Origin of the sequence: Paraglaciecola hydrolytica, assembly GCF_001565895.1 — a bacterium.
Taxonomy (GTDB): Bacteria; Pseudomonadota; Gammaproteobacteria; order Enterobacterales; family Alteromonadaceae; genus Paraglaciecola; species Paraglaciecola hydrolytica.
The window spans coordinates 700,041-721,344 of record NZ_LSNE01000005.1 but is presented as its reverse complement, the minus strand read 5'-3'; the positions used below and the strand labels follow the sequence as shown (position 1 = coordinate 721,344).

20 protein-coding genes are annotated in these 21,304 nt (G+C 40.8%); 9 read left to right on the top strand and 11 right to left on the bottom strand.

Annotated elements, in window-relative coordinates:
• The first annotated feature begins 163 nt into the window (after nt 1-163).
• A complete protein-coding gene (gene tyrS / locus AX660_RS11155; protein ID WP_068376464.1) occupies nt 164-1,369 on the top strand; it encodes a tyrosine--tRNA ligase in 1,206 nt (401 codons plus the stop codon).
• A 61-nt stretch (nt 1,370-1,430) separates the two neighbouring features.
• Here tyrS and AX660_RS11150 read toward each other — a convergent pair whose 3' ends face one another.
• The 4 genes from AX660_RS11150 to mtnN are packed head-to-tail and all read right to left on the bottom strand — an operon-like array spanning nt 1,431 to nt 4,351.
• Nucleotides 1,431-1,838 (bottom strand): DUF2721 domain-containing protein, encoded by a 408-nt coding sequence (locus AX660_RS11150; RefSeq protein WP_068376463.1) that lies wholly within the window; start codon nt 1,836-1,838, stop codon nt 1,431-1,433.
• Nucleotides 1,839-1,846: 8 nt separating this feature from the next.
• Nucleotides 1,847-2,668, bottom strand: coding sequence for a cobalamin-binding protein (locus AX660_RS11145; RefSeq protein WP_082768851.1), 822 nt, complete (start codon nt 2,666-2,668; stop codon nt 1,847-1,849).
• A 3-nt stretch (nt 2,669-2,671) separates the two neighbouring features.
• On the bottom strand, nt 2,672-3,631 hold the full coding sequence (locus AX660_RS11140) for a cobalamin biosynthesis protein CobD/CbiB (RefSeq protein WP_068376462.1): 960 nt from the start codon (nt 3,629-3,631) through the stop codon (nt 2,672-2,674).
• 6 nt (nt 3,632-3,637) lie between these two features.
• Nucleotides 3,638-4,351 (bottom strand): 5'-methylthioadenosine/S-adenosylhomocysteine nucleosidase, encoded by a 714-nt coding sequence (gene mtnN, locus AX660_RS11135; RefSeq protein ID WP_068376460.1) that lies wholly within the window; start codon nt 4,349-4,351, stop codon nt 3,638-3,640.
• Between the two features lie 134 nt (nt 4,352-4,485).
• Here mtnN and AX660_RS11130 point away from each other — a divergent pair, with 134 nt between their 5' ends.
• The 3 genes from AX660_RS11130 (at nt 4,486) to AX660_RS11120 (ending at nt 7,894) form a co-directional block, all read left to right on the top strand.
• Nucleotides 4,486-5,652 (top strand): tetratricopeptide repeat protein, encoded by a 1,167-nt coding sequence (locus tag AX660_RS11130; protein ID WP_068376458.1) that lies wholly within the window; start codon nt 4,486-4,488, stop codon nt 5,650-5,652.
• Nucleotides 5,653-5,786: 134 nt separating this feature from the next.
• Nucleotides 5,787-6,956 (top strand): tetratricopeptide repeat protein, encoded by a 1,170-nt coding sequence (locus AX660_RS11125; protein WP_068376456.1) that lies wholly within the window; start codon nt 5,787-5,789, stop codon nt 6,954-6,956.
• Nucleotides 6,956-7,894 carry a M28 family peptidase gene (locus tag AX660_RS11120; protein WP_068376454.1) on the top strand — a complete coding sequence of 313 codons (939 nt, stop codon included), beginning with the start codon at nt 6,956-6,958 and terminating at the stop codon, nt 7,892-7,894. Before AX660_RS11125 ends, AX660_RS11120 begins: the two co-directional genes overlap by 1 nt.
• Nucleotides 7,895-7,903: 9 nt before the next feature.
• Here AX660_RS11120 and AX660_RS11115 read toward each other — a convergent pair whose 3' ends face one another.
• Genes AX660_RS11115 through udk form a run of 3 tightly spaced genes read right to left on the bottom strand, consistent with a single transcriptional unit; the run spans nt 7,904 to nt 10,654 of the window.
• Entirely contained in the window at nt 7,904-8,743 is an 840-nt protein-coding gene (locus AX660_RS11115; protein ID WP_068377121.1) for a 2OG-Fe(II) oxygenase family protein, read from the bottom strand.
• Nucleotides 8,744-8,781: 38 nt separating this feature from the next.
• Nucleotides 8,782-9,990, bottom strand: coding sequence for a NupC/NupG family nucleoside CNT transporter (locus tag AX660_RS11110; protein ID WP_068376452.1), 1,209 nt, complete (start codon nt 9,988-9,990; stop codon nt 8,782-8,784).
• Between the two features lie 37 nt (nt 9,991-10,027).
• Nucleotides 10,028-10,654: a uridine kinase gene (gene udk / locus AX660_RS11105; RefSeq protein WP_068376450.1), complete on the bottom strand. Its 627-nt coding sequence runs from the start codon at nt 10,652-10,654 to the stop codon at nt 10,028-10,030.
• Between the two features lie 584 nt (nt 10,655-11,238).
• Here udk and AX660_RS11100 point away from each other — a divergent pair.
• Nucleotides 11,239-14,385, top strand: a complete 3,147-nt coding sequence (locus AX660_RS11100) for a TonB-dependent receptor (protein WP_068376448.1) — start codon at nt 11,239-11,241, stop codon at nt 14,383-14,385.
• Between the two features lie 113 nt (nt 14,386-14,498).
• The gene (locus tag AX660_RS11095) at nt 14,499-15,635 is read left to right on the top strand and encodes an endonuclease/exonuclease/phosphatase family protein (protein ID WP_235594720.1); all 1,137 of its coding nucleotides are present in this window, start codon (nt 14,499-14,501) and stop codon (nt 15,633-15,635) included.
• Nucleotides 15,636-15,703: 68 nt separating this feature from the next.
• On the opposite strand, the gene argR is transcribed toward AX660_RS11095, so the two are convergent.
• A complete protein-coding gene (argR, locus tag AX660_RS11090; protein WP_068376443.1) occupies nt 15,704-16,168 on the bottom strand; it encodes a transcriptional regulator ArgR in 465 nt (154 codons plus the stop codon).
• Between the two features lie 193 nt (nt 16,169-16,361).
• On the opposite strand from argR, the gene mdh reads away from it, so the two are divergent.
• Nucleotides 16,362-17,303 (top strand): malate dehydrogenase, encoded by a 942-nt coding sequence (gene mdh / locus AX660_RS11085; protein ID WP_068376442.1) that lies wholly within the window; start codon nt 16,362-16,364, stop codon nt 17,301-17,303.
• Nucleotides 17,304-17,373: 70 nt separating this feature from the next.
• Here the strand turns inward: mdh and AX660_RS11080 are convergent, their stop codons facing one another.
• The gene (locus AX660_RS11080; protein ID WP_068376440.1) at nt 17,374-17,973 is read right to left on the bottom strand and encodes a DUF2726 domain-containing protein; all 600 of its coding nucleotides are present in this window, start codon (nt 17,971-17,973) and stop codon (nt 17,374-17,376) included.
• A gap of 124 nt (nt 17,974-18,097) precedes the next feature.
• A complete protein-coding gene (locus AX660_RS11075; protein ID WP_082768850.1) occupies nt 18,098-18,463 on the bottom strand; it encodes a hypothetical protein in 366 nt (121 codons plus the stop codon).
• 133 nt (nt 18,464-18,596) lie between these two features.
• On the opposite strand from AX660_RS11075, the gene AX660_RS11070 reads away from it, so the two are divergent.
• Both AX660_RS11070 and AX660_RS11065 read left to right on the top strand, forming a co-directional pair.
• Nucleotides 18,597-19,106, top strand: coding sequence for a DUF2937 family protein (locus AX660_RS11070; protein ID WP_068376438.1), 510 nt, complete (start codon nt 18,597-18,599; stop codon nt 19,104-19,106).
• Nucleotides 19,107-19,160: 54 nt separating this feature from the next.
• On the top strand, nt 19,161-19,808 hold the full coding sequence (locus AX660_RS11065) for a DsbA family oxidoreductase (RefSeq protein WP_068377114.1): 648 nt from the start codon (nt 19,161-19,163) through the stop codon (nt 19,806-19,808).
• A gap of 66 nt (nt 19,809-19,874) precedes the next feature.
• On the opposite strand, the gene AX660_RS11060 is transcribed toward AX660_RS11065, so the two are convergent.
• Nucleotides 19,875-21,290 carry an FAD-dependent oxidoreductase gene (locus tag AX660_RS11060; protein WP_068376436.1) on the bottom strand — a complete coding sequence of 472 codons (1,416 nt, stop codon included), beginning with the start codon at nt 21,288-21,290 and terminating at the stop codon, nt 19,875-19,877.
• Between the last annotated feature and the right edge of the window lie 14 nt (nt 21,291-21,304).

Sequence of the window (21,304 nt, the reverse complement as noted above, 5' to 3'; positions counted from 1 at the left end):
GAATTGATTTTCTAGCTGGCGCTGGTTTTTTGACCAGTTTGGCTGTGATGTTATTTGGCAATCACTAATGAGAAAAAATACCCTAAGCCTTTCAATAGCGAGACTTGCGACGTAAAATGCGCGGCTAATTTGGATATGTAACAAAATTGAGCAAGGTTTAATAATGGTTGATTGGCAAAATGCGTTGGCGGAAATTCAACGGGGTGCAGATGAAATTCTGTTGCAAGATGACTTACTTGCTAAGCTTAAAGAAGGTAAACCCTTAAAAATCAAAGCTGGTTTTGATCCTACCGCGCCCGATCTGCATTTAGGGCATACTGTGCTTATCAACAAACTGCGTACCTTTCAGCTCTTGGGTCATGAAGTTATTTTCTTAATCGGTGACTTTACTGGAATGATTGGTGATCCCACTGGCAAAAATGTCACACGTAAACCTCTCACTAAGGCTGAAGTGCTGGCCAACGCCGAAACTTATAAAACCCAAGTATTTAAAATTTTAGATCCAGCTAAAACCACCGTTAGATTCAACTCTGAATGGATGGAGCAGCTTGGCGCTGCGGGCATGATTAAATTAGCCGCGAATCAAACTGTGGCTCGCATGCTTGAGCGTGATGACTTTAAAAAGCGTTATGCTAATGGTCAACCTATTGCAATCCATGAGTTTTTGTATCCCTTAGTACAAGGCTGGGATTCGGTTGCACTGCAGGCGGATGTTGAACTTGGCGGAACGGACCAACGTTTTAACTTATTAATGGGCCGCGAATTACAAAAGTCGGAAGGTCAGCGCCCTCAGACGGTACTGATGATGCCCTTGTTAGAAGGTTTAGACGGTGTACAAAAGATGTCTAAATCCTTAGGAAATTATATAGGTATCACCGATAAACCTGAGGATATGTTTGGCAAGATAATGTCTATCTCTGATGTGCTCATGTGGCGTTATTACGAGCTGTTGAGTTTCTTGCCCAAAACTAGCATTAACGAATTTAAACAACAGGTTGCAGCGGGTGCTAATCCTCGTGATTTCAAAATTGCGCTGGCTAAAGAACTAATTGAGCGTTTTCATAGTGCAGCAGATGCCGAAGCCGCGCATCAAGAGTTTATTAATCGTTTTCAGAAAAACGCCATTCCAGATGAAATGCCTGAGTTTAACTTTGTTTTAGGTGATGAAGGTTTAGCTGTAGCTAATTTGCTCAAAGACGCTGAATTGGTTGCCTCAACTTCTGAAGCCATGCGTATGATCAAACAAGGCGCTGTAAAACAAGATGGTGAAAAAGTAGAAGATACGAAGCTGGTATTTAACGAAGCTGCCGAATATGTTTTTCAAGTTGGAAAGCGCAAGTTTGCTCGTGTCGCTCTGAGTAAAAATTAAGACAAAATAAGCAGGTTTTGAGCAAAGCTAATGTGCTCAAAACCTGTATTAATGAAAACATCTATTTGCGTTTTTTGCCTAAAGGGATATTTAGGTGACTTAAGTGCATATCTAAGGCCTCTACCGATATTCTGATTTCCCGTACCGATAACCATAACGAATACAACAATAATACTAAACTGATGGCAAAAATTGAGCTGCCAACGGTTAGGTAGTTAATGTATATCGCCAGCATCGACAATACACACAAAAAGAAACTACCCGCACCCGCTTCTTGCATGCGTTTAATCAATAAAATACGGGCACGTAAATTGGTGATCTGTGCTTGGGCATTGTCGATATTATTATCAGCAGAGAGATCAAAGTTTCGGATCACCGAGGCTAAGGTTAAAAAGCGATTAGTGTAGGCCAGCAATAATAATGATATGGCTGGAAATAGCATCGCGGGTGTCGTCAGAGTAATATCCATAGTGTGTTTTAAAAACCATTAATTTTTTTACATAGGTTGCTTAGGCCATCAATTAACCTAGGGGTAAATCGATGGAGTTCATCGGGATCGGCGACTATCACTCTGGCATCCAGTAAACCTTGCATAGCCTGCCAATATTGAGTGGCATCTTGCTGTGAGGTTTTCATCGCGGCAATCAATAGCGAGGGTTGCAGGCTGATCACTTGTTCTTTATTAACTTCAGGATAAGGGATAGGAGAGTCAGCAAATATATTATTAACCCCACAAATATCCAACAGTTTATTCGCCCACGCTTGCTGGCCAATACTCATGAGTGGCGCAGTCCACATGTAATAAAAGACTTTTTGCCTACTAACTAGTTTATAACGCTGGGTGATTTGAGTCAGAGATTGATCAAAATCATCTGCCAAGTTGCTAGCCTGTTGTTCACGCCCAAGTAACTTGCCAAGTTGCCTTATATCCTGACTAATATCTTGAGGAGATTGAGGGGCTGAATGATATACAGTGAAACCTAACGAGCTTAAACGTGCGAGATCCTGAGGTTTATTACCACCTTGCCAAGCAATAATTAAATCTGGTTGTAGCCTTATGATGGCTTCAAAATCCACACCATTGTGATTAGCCACCGAAGGTAACTGTTTGGCCTGCGCAGGGTAATTACTGTAATCGCTGACCGCTAGCAACTTATCATCAGCCCCTAAGGCATAAATTAATTCGGTAGTATGGGGAGCGAGGCTGACAATACGTTCCACCGCAAAAGTAGGCGGTATGTTACAGATGACCATGCCCACCAGTAATAACTTAATATTAAACGATAAACGGTGTGCCATTACTCAGCTTCCTATATTGAGAAGTAAACTAACGATGATACACACCATTAAAAATACCCATTGCGCGCGCTGAATGACTAATACTGTGCGACTGATATCGTCTGTTCTAACCAAGCGTGAGCCGCCACATTTAGCGAGTCGGAGTTTGTCTTGGGCATAGTATACTGGTCCACCTAATTGCACACCAAGTGCTGCACCTTGACCATTCAGGATAAAAAAACGTGTTTGTTTAAGTACTGATTTTTGTACAAAAACACGCCATGCCGCGCCAGTACTTTGCACTAACATAAAACTAAGACTGGCGAATCGGGCGGGTAAATATTGTATGCAACCCATTAGCCGTCGCACTGGTTTGCCAAAATATTCAAAACGAGGCAGGCGGCAATGCCAGCTGTGGGAAAACTCAAATAACAGGCGATAAGTCAGGGCTGCAATCCCTCCACCCACTAAGTACACAATGATAACGGTACAATATTGATGACTAAAACGTAACAACAGGCTTTCTATGCAAGCTTTAGTCATTCCCAGTGCAGACAAACTGGCGGTTTGACGTAAAACCATGTTTTGTAACTGTTGCCGCGCCAGTGCTTTTTTTTCTGCGGATAAGGCTTTGTGAATTTTTTGGCAGAGGCTAATAATCGGTTTAAAACGCAAGGCAACAAACAATAATAAACTCTCAAAAAAAATCGGATATTCAGCTAGATACATCAGTAAGGCCAACACCACAATAAAAGGGTTGAGCAATACCAAAGGGGCTAGGGTGCCAGCAATGCTTTGTTGCAAAGCATTGCCAGATTGACGCGAACTGACTTTGTAGGCCATGCCCTGAGCGATTAATCGTGCAAAAGTGAGAGGATGCATTTTTTCAGGCAGAACCAGCCATTTTTCCACACAAACCACAATAATCACCGAATAAATGGCAAATAGCTGAGGCTTACTGAGTTCGCTGATTAAGTCATTCACTCAGTGTTATTCGGTCTGGTTATCGTTGTTCAGGATGGCAATGGTTTGCATAACCAATTGCGCAGAGTGTTTTGCGGCAGTTTCTAGGTAAGTTTGAAACGACACAGTAGAGGTTTTACCTGCGATATCGGATAAAGAGCGGATGACCAAGAAGGGAGTTTTTAATAAAAAGCAACTCTGTGCAATGGCTACGCCTTCCATTTCAACTGCGCTAATCGAAGGGAAATTTTGCCGGATCTGTGCGGCACCTTCGTCACTGCCAACAAAAGAATCGCCAGTGCATATTAGGCCTTTCTCAAAACCAAGGTTATTAAGTTTTTCCATTGCTTTAACTGCACAAGCTATCAGTCTGGGATCACAATTATACTGAGCTGGCATGCCTGCACATTGACCTATTTCATAACCAAAAAAGGTTAAATCTGCATCATGATGACGTAGTTCGGTGGCGATCACGATATCACCGATAATACGATCTTTTGAAAACCCACCGGCCGAACCGGTATTGATGACAAAATCTGGTGCAAACTCATTGATCAGCAATGTGGTGGATACCGCAGCAGCAACCTTGCCAATTCCGCATTTAACTAAAACGATGTCTACCGTCTCTAAACGGCCAAGATAAACCGTTAAATGCCCGATTTGTGTTTCTACAACATGGGTAAGTGATGAGCGAAGTAAACTGATTTCTTCATCCATCGCACCTAAAATGGCAATTTTCATCTACAATTTCATATATTCAATTAAAAGTGTTGCAAGTCTATTATGGTTCAGTGTTTTTATAAACCTAATGTCGATGGCTAACTCAAGCTTACATAGTAGGGTAAGCAAGCAGTTAAATATTGTTGGAGTAAACTATGTATAAGTACTTGATACCATTGTTAGTTACGTTTTTAATGGCCTGTCAAAGCAGTTCGTTATATTCAACTTATAATAAAGACATTTTACAAGACGCCGCGTTTCCAGGATTTGAGCAGTATCCTATAGAATCTACAGAGGAAATTTTTGCTCTAGCAGATGACGCAAAACAATTTGCCAGAGAGGCTATTAAAGGTGTTCGTAGACCCAATGAGCAAATCGAAGCCTTAGTTAAAGCCATATTTGTTCGCTCAGATTTTAATTTGCTTTATCGCGCGGATGCCAATACTGGAGCGCAAGAAACGTTTGCTAATCGAGCGGCCAATTGTTTGTCCTTGTCTATCATGACTTATGCGCTGGCCACTGAACTGGATTTTGCTGTGCGTTTTCAACATATCGAAATTCCTGAATACTGGACCCGGCGTGAGGGTCAGAGTTTTTTGAATTCACACATCAATCTGCAAATTTTACCTAAAGCTGACAGAGACATTATTGAGGTCAAACGTAAAGGCTATGAAGTTGATTTTGATGTGCAAATGACGAAAAAACACGACAAAAAATCCTTGTTGACCATTGCTCAGGTTAAGAGTTTTTTTTATAACAATAAAGGGAGCGATGCCCTATTAAACAAAAATTATCTATTAGCCTATGCCTATTATCGAGCAGCTTATCTGGAAGATCCAAAACAAGCTCATATATCAGCGAATCTTGGTTATTTATACCGTTTGAACGAACACTACACCTATGCGGAATATGCCTATCTGCAAGCGCTCAAAATAGACAAAGACAATTTAACCGCTTGGCAGAATTTGGCCTATTTATATAAATATACCGATCAGCCGGATAAAGCTGCACAGATCCTTGTGCGTTTAGAGCATAAACGTGCCAGTAATCCGTTTTATCATTTAAGTCTAGGTGATGCGGCATTTGAGCGGGATGACTGGCAGCAAGCATTGTCTTATTATCGTCGCGCGTTAAGTTTGGACAAAAACTTACATGAAGTATTTTTTGGTTTAGGTAAAACCTATTATGAACTTGGAGAGATGACACGTAGCGCGCATTTTTTGAAATTGGCCAAAAAGAAAGCCCGTAGTAAACAAGAACAACAAATCTATGCAGGAAAAATTGAGTTTTTACGTAAACATCATTTGTTAACAACAAGTTAGTTTTGCTATTTTTTGGGCTAAGTAACGTGGTTAAATAAACATAGAGGAGCTAACGTTAGAAAGCGTATTGATATGTGCTGAAAAATGCTCCGCATAGATAAATACGCTCTAGTAACAAAGTGGGAGTAAACACTATGTTTTCAGTTAGATGTTTTTATTTTGTGCTATTTATTTTAACTATTTTTACTGGCTTGTCCGCTTGCCAATCAGGGCAGACGGTCAATTTCCACAGCCAAGATGTATTATACGATCAAGGTTTTCCCAACTTCGAAAATGTGAAGCTTGAAAAAGAGCAGGACATTTTTTATCTCGATACCAATGCCAAACAATTTGTTAAAAATGCCATTGGCAATATAGTTGATCCAGTTGAACAATTGACCGCCTTGGTCGAAACCATCTTTGGCCATTCGAAATTTAATTTATTGTATGATGGCAATGCTAATACTACCGCCAATGAAACCTTTAAAAATCGTGCGGCAAATTGTTTGTCAATGTCTATCATGACCTTTGCTATGGCCGAGGAAGCTGGATTTGGCGTAAAGTTTCAACAAGTTGATATTCCAGAATACTGGACTAGACGCGATGGTTTTAGTTTACTCAATGGCCATATTAATTTGCGTATGTTGCCTAAAGCCGACCCCCATGTTTATCAGTTTCAAGTGCAGGGTTTTCAAGTCGATTTTGATCCTCAAACCTCTCGTCAGCATTTTCCAACACGGGTAGTGACTAAAAACACGGTACTGGCGATGTATTACAATAACAAAGGTGCGGAGGCTTTGATTCAACATCGTTATACAGACGCTTATGCACATTTCAGACACGCAATTAAAGCTGACGAGAGTTTTGAATCTAGCTTAGTAAACATGGGGTTGTTATATCGACTAAATGGTTACTATGCACAAGCTCAGCTGGCATATGAATATGCACTAAAACTAGCGCCAGATAGTTTAACGGCCATGGAGAATCTGGCTTACCTATACTCAGTCACTGACAGAACGGAGATGGCTGAAACCTTATTACGCAAAGTTGAACGTAAAAGAGTTGATAATCCCTATTATTTTGTGAATCTAGGGGATACAGAGCTTGAGTTAGGACACTACGATTTAGCTCTGCAGCATTTTAAAAAAGCCCTATCTTTAGCAAAGAAAAAACACGATATATATTTTGCTTTGGCGCGAGCCTACTACAAATTAGGCGAATTGAGACTTACCGAACATTATTTGCAACTCGCTAAAGATTATGCAAAAAACAGCAGAGATGAAGAACGTTACCAAAGTAAATTGAATTTTCTAACCAGTTTGTGATGGGCTACCGACAATATCCTCTAGTTTTGATGATGCTCGCGCTGCCGTTGCAAGCAAAAGATTGTCGTGATATTTCTTTGTTTAACAGCATCAACACCGAGCAGTTATGGCAAGATTTCAGTAAGCTTGCTGATGAGGGTATGGAAGGTCGGCTTACCGGATCGCAAGGCGCAAAAAAAGCGCAAGAATATATTCAACATCGTTTTCATGAGATTGGCTTGGAGACTTTCCCACAATATCTTACTTATCAACAACCATTTCATTACCCTAATGATGCATCCACTAACGAAGGCACTAATCTTATTGGCTGGCTTCAGGGAGTTAGGTTTCCTGAATACTACATTGTCATTACGGCTCACTTTGATCATCTGGGTAAAAAAGGTGGGAAAATATTCTACGGTGCGGATGATAATGCCTCTGGCGTAGCAGCGTTGTTGGCTTTGGCGGGGACACTCTCCCATCAATCCAGTCCTTATAGTGTTATTTTTGTCGCAACTGATGCCGAAGAAAGTGGTTTATATGGAGCAAAAGCCTTTGTCCGTAACTCACCCGTAGCGCTTAACAATATTGTGCTGAATATCAATTTAGATATGTTGGCAGAAGGTGGTAGGCGTATGAGGCTTTATGTTACTAGCAGTATAGGAAATGATAAACTTGATAATGGAATACAGCAGGTCATCGCTAAAGCAGGACTTTGTTTGGTGAAAGGGCACCGTTCTAGCTTAGGTAGTCGTTCTGAATTGCAAAAAGTAAACTGGCGCAAAGCTAGTGATCATGCTGCCTTTGCTAAACAGGCGATCCCCTATCTATTTATCGGGGGTGATACCCATGTCCGTTATCACACACCAGAGGATAGGGTAGAACAGATAGATCGTGTTTTTTATACTGCTGCAACAGAAACCGCTTGGTTAGTGTTGCAGCAGTTTAATCATGAGTAATGAATGTTATTAAGCAACACCCAACTCGCGTAATCTTTCTTGTAAGTAGCTTTTTGCCGTATGTCTTGGCGATAACACCACCTGTGGATTGGGGTGCAAAAACAGTGGTAAGGAAATCCGAGGTTTACTTTGATCGCTCCCTTTGGGGTTGATTACCCTGTGAGTAGTAGACGGAAAATAGCCTCCTGAAGCTTCTTGCAACATGTCACCAATATTGACAATCAAATTACCAAAATCACAGGGTACTTCTATCCATTCGTCGCCAGTCCCTTTGACTTGCAAACCGGGTTCGTTGGCGGCCGGTAATATGGTTAACAGGTTAATGTCTTCATGGGCGGCAGCTCGTATGGCATCGGGCTCTTCTGAGCCTGTGATGGGCGGATAATGCAGAATGCGCAATAAGGTCTGTTCGCTGTTGATCACCATGGACGATAGTGACTGGCTATACAAAGCCGATACTTCGGGAGGTGAGTATTTTTCAACCCAACTGAGTAATTCGGATGCAAGTTCGTTAGCAGCCTGATAATAATCTACTGCTTGTTGTTTAAGTTCACTAGGGCATCGTCCCCAGGGGTAATAATGAAAATATTCTTTAATGTCTTTTTTCTTATTACCCTTGGCGGTTTCTGAAACCTGAGTCGAAAAAAATCCATCGTGGGTGGCTTTGTCATAAGCAAATTGCGTTTTTTCTTCGCTGTTAAAAAATTTTTGCCAATTTTTATAGATTGCCTGTACAACATTTTGCTCAATAGGGTGGTTTTTTAAAACACCAAAACCTGTTTTATGCAAAGACTCGACAAATAATTTGTCTGCATTGGGGGCTTTGTAATCTATCGCGACTAATTCCAACATAACTATTACCTACTAATATTTGCTGTCAATACACATTATAAACTAAGGAAAAATCCGGCTAAGGCCGCGCTCATTAAATTTGCTAAAGTGGCGGCTAATACGGCCTTGAGGCCTAATTGGGCGATCTCTTTCCGACGAGTTGGAGCTAAGGCTCCGATACCACCCATTAAGATGGCAATCGACGAAAAGTTAGCAAAACCACACAGGGCAAAGATAACAATAGCTTGAGTTTGTGGTGATAAATCCGCCTGATGATTTAAGAAGTCTAAATAGGCTACAAACTCATTAACCACCATTTTTTGGCCGATAAAACTACCGGCAATATTGGCTTCTTCCCAAGGTACACCTAAGGCCCATGCGATAGGCTGAAACACGTAACCTAGGATTACTTGAAAAGTTAGGTTTTCAATCCCAAACAGCCCACCTGTCCAGCCTATGATGCCATTAAGTAGGGCGATTAAGGCAATAAAGGCCAATAACATAGCGCCCACATTTAAGGCTAATTGCATACCAGAAGCAGCACCACTGGCCGCGGCATCAAAGATATTGGCGTACTTTTCCTCTTGCCCTTCTAATTCAGTTAATTCATTTTTAAAGTGGTTGGTTTCTGGCAACAGCATTTTAGCCATCAACAAACCGCCAGGTGCTGCCATAAAACTCGCCGCCAATAGATATTTAATTTCTACCCCCATGCCTGCATAACCGGCCATTACCGAGCCTGCAATAGAAGCTAAACCACCCACCATAATGGCAAATAATTCTGACTTGGTCATATGAGGGATAAAAGGTTTAACGACAAGCGGGGCTTCGGTTTGACCAACAAAAATATTGGCAGCGGCTGACATAGATTCTGGTCTGCTAGTTTTTAAGGCCAACTGCAAAAAACCACCAATCAAACGAATAATCCAAGACATGATGCCTAAGTGGTATAACACCGTGATTAAAGCCGAGAAAAATACAATCACAGGCAGCACGTTAAAAGCAAAGATGAAACCCAATGACTTGTTGCCCACCGGTCCAAATATAAAATCGATGCCTTGCTGACTGTAAGCCAGAATATTTTTAACGTATTCCGTTAAGGCTAATAGCATTTTTATTCCCGGTGGGAAATACAATACAAAGGCACCAATGCAGGCCTGAATAGCAAATGCACCACCCACTGTGCGCCAATTAATTGATTTTCTATGGGCTGATAGTGCAAAAGCAATAACGAGCAGCAATGCAACACCGATTAAACTGATCATAGGGGATCCTTTTTATTATTTTAATTATCCGACTTTTTTAGGCCAACAGACTTTGCTGAATATGTGACTTGAGCACATCCAGCGCGATCCGATTTTTACCACCTTGGGTGACTATTACATCTGCCGTAAAGCGACTAGGTGCAATAAACTGGTGATACATTGGTTTTACCGTTGATTCATATTGTTTAGCCACTGAATCGAGTGTACGTCCGCGCTCGGCTATATCTCGTTTCATTCTGCGTAATAAACAAATGTCCAAAGGTGTATCAACAAAAATTTTAATATCAAACAGTTTTAACAATGGCGGGCTAGCAAGCAACATGATGCCTTCAATAATAATAACCGGCGCAGAGTTTAAAGTTTCTGTCTGTTGTAAACGGGTATGGGTTTTGTAGCAATAGTGTGGATATTGGATGGATTGCCACAATTTTAATGCGGTTAAGTGCTCAACCAGCAACTCATGTTCAAAGGCTTTAGGATGGTCATAATTATTTTTTTCGCGCTCCGCCATTGGCAGGTGATCCTGCGCTCGGTAATAATGATCTTCCCGCAATATTTGTACTTGTTTACCTTCATCTGAAAACTCTTTTAATAAGTTTTCAGTAAACAGGGATTTTCCTGAACCGGATGCACCGGATATCGCAATAACTAAAGGGGTAGACATACCGCTCCAAGATAAAAAATAGACACTGCAGGAAAGATACCAGTGAACCAGAATAAAGTCAGTTGCAAGAGACAAAATTGTCCTAATTTACTGGCACATTTTCTACTTGGCAAGTTATAGGCTTTGTCTTTGAAATTGTTAAATGGCTAACATTACGATGATTGGACCATTTGGTCAACAAATGAAGTTGAATAGAAATTTGTTCATATATCACAAACTAAGTATCTGTGTTTAATCGTTAAGGCATTACCAAAATAAATTGAGGTATCTGCTACAATCAACAGGCAATGTGCAAAGAAATCTTTTCAGTTAAAAACAGCATTTTTTTAAAATCAAATTGCACTTTTGCGCCGTTACGATGAAAATAAACTGGACTAAATAGACCAAATTTAATTATTCTTTAATAATCCTTATTAATCATAATGTTAGGTCTGTTTTTTACAAAAAATCAACACTTGTTTTTGCATTGATTGTAATCAAGCGGTTGTTTCTTAACCGGCAAAGTAATATAAATGCAATAAAAAAAAACAATAATACGTAGTACTTAAACTAATAAGATAACCACAACACTTAGGAAACACACAATGCTAAGAAACACAAAACTCAATCGCATCGCGATTGCTGTTGCTATGTCCATGGGCATGGCTACTGCAGCTTTTGCACAAGAAACCTCGTCAGGTATCAGTGGTAAAATCGTAGGTCCACAGGGCACACCTGCCGCTGGTACTGTAATTACAATTACACACATACCTTCAGGTACGGTAAAAACAACAACAGTTAATGCTGCTGGTCAGTTTTCTGCGAAAGGTTTGCGTGTTGGCGGCCCGTACAAAGTTACTGTTGATTCAAACCAATACCAAGACACCACGGTTAGTGAAGTTTATTTAAATCTTGGTGAAGTATATGGTCTTGATTTATCTTTAGAAGCAGATCAACAAGTAGAAAGTATTGTTGTTACAGGCTCTTCATTGAGTTCTTCTGCATTTGGCGATACAGGTCCTGCCGCTAACTTTAATTTAGCTGATTTGGAAAATGCGCCTTCTATCAATCGTGACATTAATGATGTTATTCGTGCCGATCCGCGTATTTATATCGATGAGAGCTTCAACGATGCAGTGCAATGTGCTGGAGCCAGTCCTCGTTATAATAGCTTAACGCTTGATGGTGTGCGCATGAACGATAACTTCGGTTTGAACAGCAACGGTTACCCCACTGAACGTATGCCTTTTTCTTTTGATGCAATCGAGCAGGTAACGGTAGAGTTAGCCCCATTTGATGTGCAATACGGCGGTTTTACTGCATGTAACATCAACGCGGTAACTAAATCAGGTACCAATGAAGTTCATGGTAGTGCGTTCTTCGATTACACAAGTGACTCATTTAAAGGTGATTCAGTTGAAGGCGAAAAACAAGATAACGGTAATTACACTGAAAAACGTTACGGTGTAAACGTCGGCTTCCCTTTAATTTCTGATACTTTATTTGGCTTTTTCTCTTATGAGAAGGTAGAAGGTGTTCAATTATTCAGCTATGACGCGTTAGGTTCACGTGTTACACAAGCTGAAGTTGATCAAGTAACTTCGATAGCACAAAGTGTTTACGGTTACGATGTTGGTGGAATGCCTGGCAGCGCGCCAGTTGAAGATGAAAAAATCTTAGTTAAGTTAGATTGGAACATTAATGAAGACCACCGTGCTTCTTTAGTTTACAACTGGAATGATGGCTTCAGTTTAAGTCAGTCAGACAGTGGTTCTAGTGTTTTACCTTTATCTAATCACTACTATGAGCGCGGTGCAGAATTAACAAGTGTTGTAGCCTCACTTTATTCAGACTGGACGGCTGATTTCAGTACTGAGTTACGTATTGGTAGCTCTAAGTTGGAAAACCGTCAGAACTCAATAGATGCAGCTTCTGGCTTTGCAGAGGCTCAAATAAGCACTGCTTCTGGCACAATTTATATTGGTCCAGATGACTCTCGTCAATCAAATGAACTTAATTACGATACTGATACCTTTAAGCTTGCAGCTACGTATTACATGGATAATCATAAAATCTCTGGTGGTATCGAGTACGAAAAATTAGACGTATTCAACTTGTTTATGCAACACACTGTAGGCGAATACCGTTTCCGCTCCATAGCTGATTTTGAAGCAGGTAAACCTAACGCTATTTATTATAACAACTCAGCCGGAACTAATAACCCAGCTGATGCAGGTGCTTCATTTGCCAATACGACGACTACCTTGTATGTCCAAGATGACTTTGATTTAACTGACGATATTCAAATGATGGTTGGTTTGCGTTATGACAAATTCAGTACAGATGATACTCCTACATTGAACCAAAATTTCCAGAACCGTTATGGCTTTGCTAATACTGGTACCGTAGATGGTATGGATTTGATTCAGCCACGTATTGGATTTAACTGGCGAGTACAAGATAATTTAGAAGTTCGTGGTGGTGTAGGCCGTTATTCTGGTGGTAACCCTAACGTATGGATTTCTAACGCATATTCTAATGATGGTGTAACCAATATTGAAGCGCGTCAAGGTGCTATTCCAAACTTTAGTGCGTCTACATTATTTAACATCCCATTGACCGGTCAAGGTCGACCTATTTATGACATCCCACAAGCGATGTTCGACGTTGTTGCAAATACTTCTATCACATCTGGTGATGGTGGAGTGAATGCTACTGATCCTGATTTCAAAATGCCACATGAGTGGAAGTTTGCTATTGGCGGTACTTTTATCACTGAAGATGATTATTTAATCTCTGCAGATTTAATGTACACCAAGAAAAAAGATTCACCTATTCTAGTTGACCTTGCCTTAACTGACTCAGGTGCTGATGCGCCAGACGGTCGTCCAATTTATGGTTCTAATGGTCGTTTCGATGGAAGTGACTTGTTATTAACTAACGTAAAAGGTTCAGACGGTGATTCTAAAGTTTTATCTTTGGCAGTAAGCAAAGATTATGACTTCGGTTTAGACGCTAGTTTGGCTTATGCATTTACTCGTTCTACTGATGTAAACCCGATGACGAGTTCTACAGCGGGTTCAAACTTTGGTAACGTAGCTGTTTCTGATCTAAACAATCCTGGTGTTGCCACTTCAGACTATGAAACCCGTCACCGTTTCACGATGACTTTAAGTTATAAACATGAATTCATAGACGGTTATGACACCAAGTTTAGCTTATTTGGTACGGCCAACGAAGGTAAGCCAATTTCTTATACCTACAATAACGAAGCAATGTTCCGTGATTCAAATGACTATCGTAGTTTGATCTATGTGCCATTGGAAAACGATCCTAACGTGGTTTATGAGGCGTATACAGATCCTGATACTGGGGTTGTTACACCATTTGATCTTGATGGCTTCAATAAGCTAATTGATGATGAAGGTCTGACTCGTGGTTCTATCATGGGTCGTAACTCTTCCTCTGCTGATTGGTGGGTTAAGTTTGACGTAAGAGTAGAGCAAGAACTTCCTGCTTTCTTTGAAGGTCATAAAGCTAGTGCGTTCTTTGTAGTTGAGAATTTGGGTAACTTGCTAAATGACGATTGGGGTGTATTCCGTCAAGGTTCTTTTGTTGGTGACGATGTGATTGCTGCCTATATCAACGATCAAGGCCAATATGTATATAATCGCTACCTTCCTTCTGAACAAGGTATTAACCGTGGTGCTTCTTTATGGGAAGTACGTATGGGTGTTAAATACCGTTTCTAAGCTCAAACTAGTTTGATAATTAAAAGCCGATCATTTGATCGGCTTTTTTGTTTTTACTGAAAGTGGGATTATTCAAAGTGAAATTTCTTCTGGTGATTTTGATTGGGATGTTTATGAGTAGTGCTGAAAGCCAAACCCTGCGTGTCGCAACGTTTAATGTCAGTATGGAAGCGACAAATTATGTTGCCAACGGTGAACAAGTTACAGGAAATGAGTTATTTACTCATTTAGCTTCGGGTAGTCACCCGCAAATCATGAATATAGCTGCAATTATTCAACAAGTGCGGCCTGATATCCTTTTACTCAATGAGTTTGATTACACCTCAAATGATGAGTTAGGCGTAAAAGCCTTTATTAAAAATTATCTAAATGTGCCACAACAGGGCGGTAAGGTTATTGATTATCCCTACTTTTACACAGCTCCTGTTAATACCGGTATGGATTCGGGACTTGATTTAGACAAAGATGGGATCGCGAGTGGGAAAGGTGGCGATGCCTTTGGTTTTGGCTTGTATCCCGGTCAATATGGCATGGTGCTATTAAGCCGCTATCCAATTGAGACAAAACAAATTCGTACTTTTCAACATTTTTTGTGGGCAAATATGCCACATAACTTAATGCTTGGGATCAAAGATCAACAAGGGCGCAGTTGGTATTCCGAAGAGGCTCAAAATATATTGCGCCTGTCTTCTAAATCTCACTGGGATGTACCGATCGACGTTGCGGGCAACACTATTCATATATTAGCAAGTCATCCTACACCGCCAGTATTTGACGGCCCTGAAGATAGAAACGGTAAACGTAATCATGATGAAATACGCTTTTGGACTGATTATGTTTCTGGCGATCAACAAGCGGAATACATTTACGATGATGCGGGTTATAAAGGCGGCCTTGTTGGTAAACACTTTGTTGTCTTGGGTGACCTCAATGCTTCAGCAGTTGAAGGGGATGGTATCGCAAGTGGTATTGCAAATTTACTCAGTCATACACGCGTTAATGCTGACTATGTACCCACTAGTCAAGGCGCAGGGTTACATAGTCCAAAGAATCCTTATGCAGCTAGTCATACTGCAGAATGGCGTATGCGCGCAGATTACGTACTACCTTCGCGCAATCTAGCGATCTTAAACGGTGGAGTGTTTTGGCCTACTTCAAATGATCCGCAGTTTTATTTAGTTAAAAATCGCATAGCATCGTCAGATCACCGAATGGTGTGGCTTGATATTGTTTTTGAAAATAGAAAATAGCTTGATACGAGCAACGGTAATATTACACTTTTTTCTAGTTTCTAGTTTCTAGTTTCTAGTTTCTGCATTTACACATTCTCAAACAAGGCTTCTACTTTTTCGCGAATTTCTTCAATTTTGGTGATATCTGAAGGGGCGATAAAAATAGTATCGTCGCCAGCGATGGTGCCAAGTACGCCGTCTTTTTTACCTAATGAATCAAGCAGACGAGCAATTAACTGCGCTGCACCTGGGCTGGTACGAATGATCACCATCACATTGTTATGTACTATATCGAGTACTAACTGTTTAAGTGGGCTTTTGGCAGTTGGCATACCCAATTCAGGGGGTAGACAATAAACCATGTCACCACGTGCATTACGGGTTCTGACGGCGCCAAATTTACTCAACATTCTGGATACTTTGGATTGGCTGATGTTGTCAAACTTTTGCTGTTTCAGTGCGTCAACAATATCGCCTTGAGAGCCAAAATTTTCCGTATTAAGTATCTCTTTAAATGCTCTTGTTAATGCTTCTTGCTTAATAGTGGCCATAGTATCCTCGATTTTTGTTCGGTATTTTGCCGCATTGCTTAACTTTAAGCAATTTGCCTGTATTTTCAGTAGCTAATCGAGTTACAAAAAACAGATGAGATAGTATGATAGGCGCCTTTTCCAAGCCCCAATTATAAATTACGTTATATTAGGGGTATTTTACTTAGCAAATCGTTTTATACAGGAGAGAAACATGAAAGTAGCTGTACTAGGGGCCGCAGGTGGTATCGGCCAAGCTTTATCGCTGTTGTTAAAAACCCAATTACCAGCCGGTTCTGAACTGTCATTATACGATGTTGCGCCAGTAGTACCTGGCGTTGCTGTTGATTTAAGCCATATTCCTACAGATGTTAAAGTTACCGGCTTTGGTAAAGACAATCTGGCTGATGCTCTGATCGGAAGTGATATTGTATTAATTCCTGCTGGTGTACCACGTAAGCCTGGTATGGATCGTTCAGATTTGTTTAACATCAATGCTGGCATCGTCAGAAACTTGATTGATGCTATCGCTGATAATTGTCCAAAAGCCTGCATCTGCGTTATTACTAACCCGGTTAATACTACCGTTGCTATTGCTGCTGAAGCATTAAAAGCCAAAGGTGTTTACAACAAAAACAAACTGTTTGGTGTAACGACTCTTGATGTTATCCGTGCAGAAACTTTTGTTGGTAATTTAAAAGGTTTAAATCCTGCTAACGTGCATGTGCCAGTCATTGGTGGCCACTCAGGAACAACTATTTTACCTTTGTTATCTCAGGTTGAAGGTGTTGAGTTTACGGCTGAAGAAGTGGCAAGTTTAACCACACGTATTCAAAACGCCGGCACTGAAGTTGTTGAAGCTAAGGCCGGTGGCGGATCTGCAACCTTATCTATGGGTCAAGCAGCAGCACGTTTCTGTTTATCTTTAGTTGCGGCAATGCGTGGCGACAACGTAGTGGAATATACCTACGTACAAACCGACGGTAGTGATGATGCAGCGTTTTTCTCTCATCCTGTGCGCTTAGGTAACAATGGTGTAGAAGAAATTTTGTCTTACGGCGAATTGAGTGAATTTGAACAAAATGCCAAAGAGTCGATGTTAGCTGGTTTACGTGCTGATATTCAACTTGGTGTAGAGTTTGTAAACGGCAAATAATTTTTATTTTGTCTCATAAAAAACCAGTCAATTGACTGGTTTTTTAGTTTTTGTTGTTTGAAAAAATAAACTATGCGGCGATAACACTACGCCCAACTGGACGAGTCGGTTTGGCTTTTTGTTTCAGTTCTTCTGGTAAGTTTAAGGTGCCCTGCATTATCGGAGCTTTGAGTTGCTTAGGTATCTTGCTGGGTAATTTTGCTTCGATACAGTCTTTGATATCTTGTGTTTTATAGCCTGAGCGAACTTTTATCCTTACATGAGGGATGCTGGCGGCGTCTAATGAGCCGTTAACAAACCAGTCACGCTGGGTTTTGTAGCCATCTTTGCCATTATTATGGACTAAGTCTATGGCTAGTACGGGCGTCATATCTGTTTTGGAGCAAAGTACAAAATCCAAATAGCGCGAGTTTGCTTTACTGACCGCATTTTTGCTGGTTTTTTTGTCAGTACTTTGACGCACCGCCAAAATATCAACTAACTTCACCCGGCATAAAATACGATAGTCTTTACCGACAGCATCTTCTATTAAGGCTAAAAAGTTGCGTTCTACTTGGGTAAATAAGTTGGTTTTTTTCTTAAAAGGAAAGGCTAATTGGGGCTCATTCAGTTTCATCACACATACAGCGACAATGATCACTAGTACCATCAGTAATATTGCTAATTCCATAAATTTTCCTGTTTTGCCAATTTATTGACAAGATATCTGAACGATAAAAGGAAATTGCAAAGAGAGTGCCAAGAATAACCGAGAGTGATACCGCTATTTCATAGTGTATGGGGTCTGATGGGATTTATTGTTTGACCAGCATATCAATCTGGCTGCCTTGTTTGTCAGGCGAAACAATGATGGTCTGCATACCTTGTTTATACAGCATGACCAAGCGGCCTTTTTCGATAAATTCTTGCTCTGCTTGACCAAGTGCGTTGATGTAGAAGTTTTTTACTTCATCTTGCGAACTGGCAGTAAAATAAGACAGGCTGGCAGGGAGTTCTTGCGCAAACGATTGGCAGTAACTGGCCGAGGAAATCAGCGGTAGTTGATAAAACTCAGTGGGGCAATGGAGTGTGTTGCTATCGGCTTTGGCACTAAAAGCCAAAAACGACAACACTATGCCTAAGGCAATGTTTGTTTGTGTTGCGGTATGGATTATTGACACAGCTACGCACTCTTCAGGTAATATGGCCTTACTATAGAAGCTCAGGTTGTTGGCAGCAACTTAATTAACGGTGTTATAGGTATTAGGCTCGACGCTAAGGTATGACTTTTTTCCTAGAGGCTTGGGTATAAAAATGAAGATGATAAACGACTATGTACGTTTGATATTATTTTGTGCTGGCCTGTTACTGGGCATTCAAATTCCTGCACTAACTGATCAATACACCAAGCGAGTTGATGCAAAATTACTGGAATCCAGTCAACTGCTGGCTGGTTTTCAACTCACAGCTGAGCGTTATTTTAAAGGTGATATACAACAACTCATTCAACACTATAAACAAAGTAATGATGCTGTGTTTAAGCAAGATGCTCAAAATATTCAGTTTATATTTGAACGAGTTAAGCGCTTAAAGGATGAATTTGCTGCTTTGCAAGGCAACAGTTTAGTCAAGGCATTTCACGTATTAGTCAGGCATGACTCGGCCATTATGCAAGAGACATTAGCAAGTTATAGTTACATTATTATTTTAGATCCCATGGCTTTTGTATGGGGTTTTGCTTGTGCTTTATTGTTAAGTTCATTGGTCGAAAGTTTAATGAAACTACTGGGTCTATGTATTTTCAAAGCCAGAAGAACCAGTTAAGCAGCTTTAGTTGTACTGCAACAATTAAATGAATTACCCAAAGAGAATATGTTTATGCCTACTAAAATGAAAATTGACATTGTTTCTGATGTCTCGTGTCCATGGTGCATTATCGGCTATAAAGCCTTAGATCAAGCACTTCTACATTTAACAGAAGAAATTGACGCAGAGATCACCTGGCATCCCTTCGAATTAAATCCGCACATGCCCCAAGAAGGGCAAGAGATCACCGAGCATATTACGCAAAAGTATGGCATTAGTGCTGAACAAGCGGCGCATAATCGCGAGATGATTAAACAACGTGGCCTAGAGGTAGGTTACGAGTTTGGCAATCGTGGTGGTGGACGGATTTACAATACCTTTGATGCTCATCGTTTATTACATTGGGCAAAAGAGCAGGGTAAACAAACTGAACTGAAGTTAGCTTTGTTTGATTTGTATTTTAAACAAAGTGGTAATCCTAGTGATCACCAGCAATTACTCGAAGCTGTGGGTAATGTAGGTTTGGACCAAGCTCAGGCAACACAAATACTGGCCTCAGATAAATTTGCCACTGAGGTGCGTCAACTACAACAGCATTACACTAACAGTGGTATTCAATCCGTTCCTGCGGTGATTATTAATGAAAAACATTTAATTAGTGGTGGTCAGCCTGTGGCGATTTTTGAACAGGCGTTAAAACAGATAGCGAAAGAAATATAAGCGAGACAAATTGGCAATAAAAAAGGGAGCTAATTAGCTCCCATTTTTAACTTTTAAATATGATGATTACACACCCATATAATCGAGCATGCCTTCTGCGGCTTCTCGACCTTCAAATATAGCCGTTACCACCAAGTCTGAACCTCTGACCATATCACCGCCTGAGAAGATCTTAGGGTTGGATGTTTGGAAAGCGAACTTACCTTTAGCCGGAGCACGTACTCGACCTTTTTCATCCAGCATAATACCAAACTCACCAAACCAACCGGCAGGGCTGGGTTGGAAACCAAAGGCGATAATCACCGCATCGGCTTCGAGGATGTGTTCAGAACCAGCAACGACAACCGGGCTTCTGCGACCTTGTGCATCGGGTGCACCCATTTCGGTTTTAACCATGGTGACACCGATAGCATTACCGTCTTTATCAACCGCAATATCTAAAGGTTGCAGGTTAAAGGAAAACTCCACACCTTCTTCTTTGGCGTTAACTACTTCTTTGCGTGAGCCAGGCATACTTGCTTCATCACGACGATAAGCGCAGGTGACACTAGTGGCTCCTTGGCGAATAGAGGTTCTGACGCAATCCATAGTGGTATCACCACCACCGAGAACCACGACCTTTTTGCCGCGCATATCGACAAAGTCAGCAGGATCTTTTTCCAGACCCATATGACGATTAATATTGGCAATTAAAAAGGGTAGGGCTTCATAAACGCCAGGAGCGTTTTCATGTTCAAATCCACCTAACATAGGTTTATAAGTGCCCATGCCTAAAAATACTGCATCGTATTGATCAAGCAATTGCTGAAACGGAATGTCTTTGCCAATTTCAGTATTCAGTACAAACTCAACACCCATCTCAGTGAAGATCTGTTTACGCAGTTTTATGACATCTTTTTCTAACTTAAAAGCGGGAATACCAAAGGTTAACAAACCACCAATTTCGGGATATTTGTCATACACCACGGGTTTTACACCGTTACGTACCAATATATCAGCACAAGCAAGACCGGCAGGTCCAGCGCCAACAATGGCCACTTTTTTGTTGGTTTTAATCACGCCAGACATATCTGGACGCCAACCCATTTTAAAAGCGGTATCGGTAATGTATTTTTCGATACTACCTATGGTTACGGCACCAAAATCATCATTTAAAGTACAGGCACCCTCACATAATCTGTCTTGTGGACAAACACGACCACAGACTTCAGGTAAGCTGTTGGTTTTATGGGATAACTCAGCCGCTTCAAGGATCTTTCCTTCGTTGGCAAGTTGTAACCATTGTGGAATAAAGTTATGTACCGGACATTTCCATTCACAATAAGGGTTACCACAATCCAAACAGCGGTCGGCTTGACCTTCAGTTTGACTTTGGGTGAGCGGCTGATAAATTTCAGCAAACTCTTCTTTACGCATTAGGATCGGCTTTTTCGGCGGATCGATGCGCTCTACGTCAACAAATTGATATACGTTTTTAGCCATAGTGTTTAATCCTA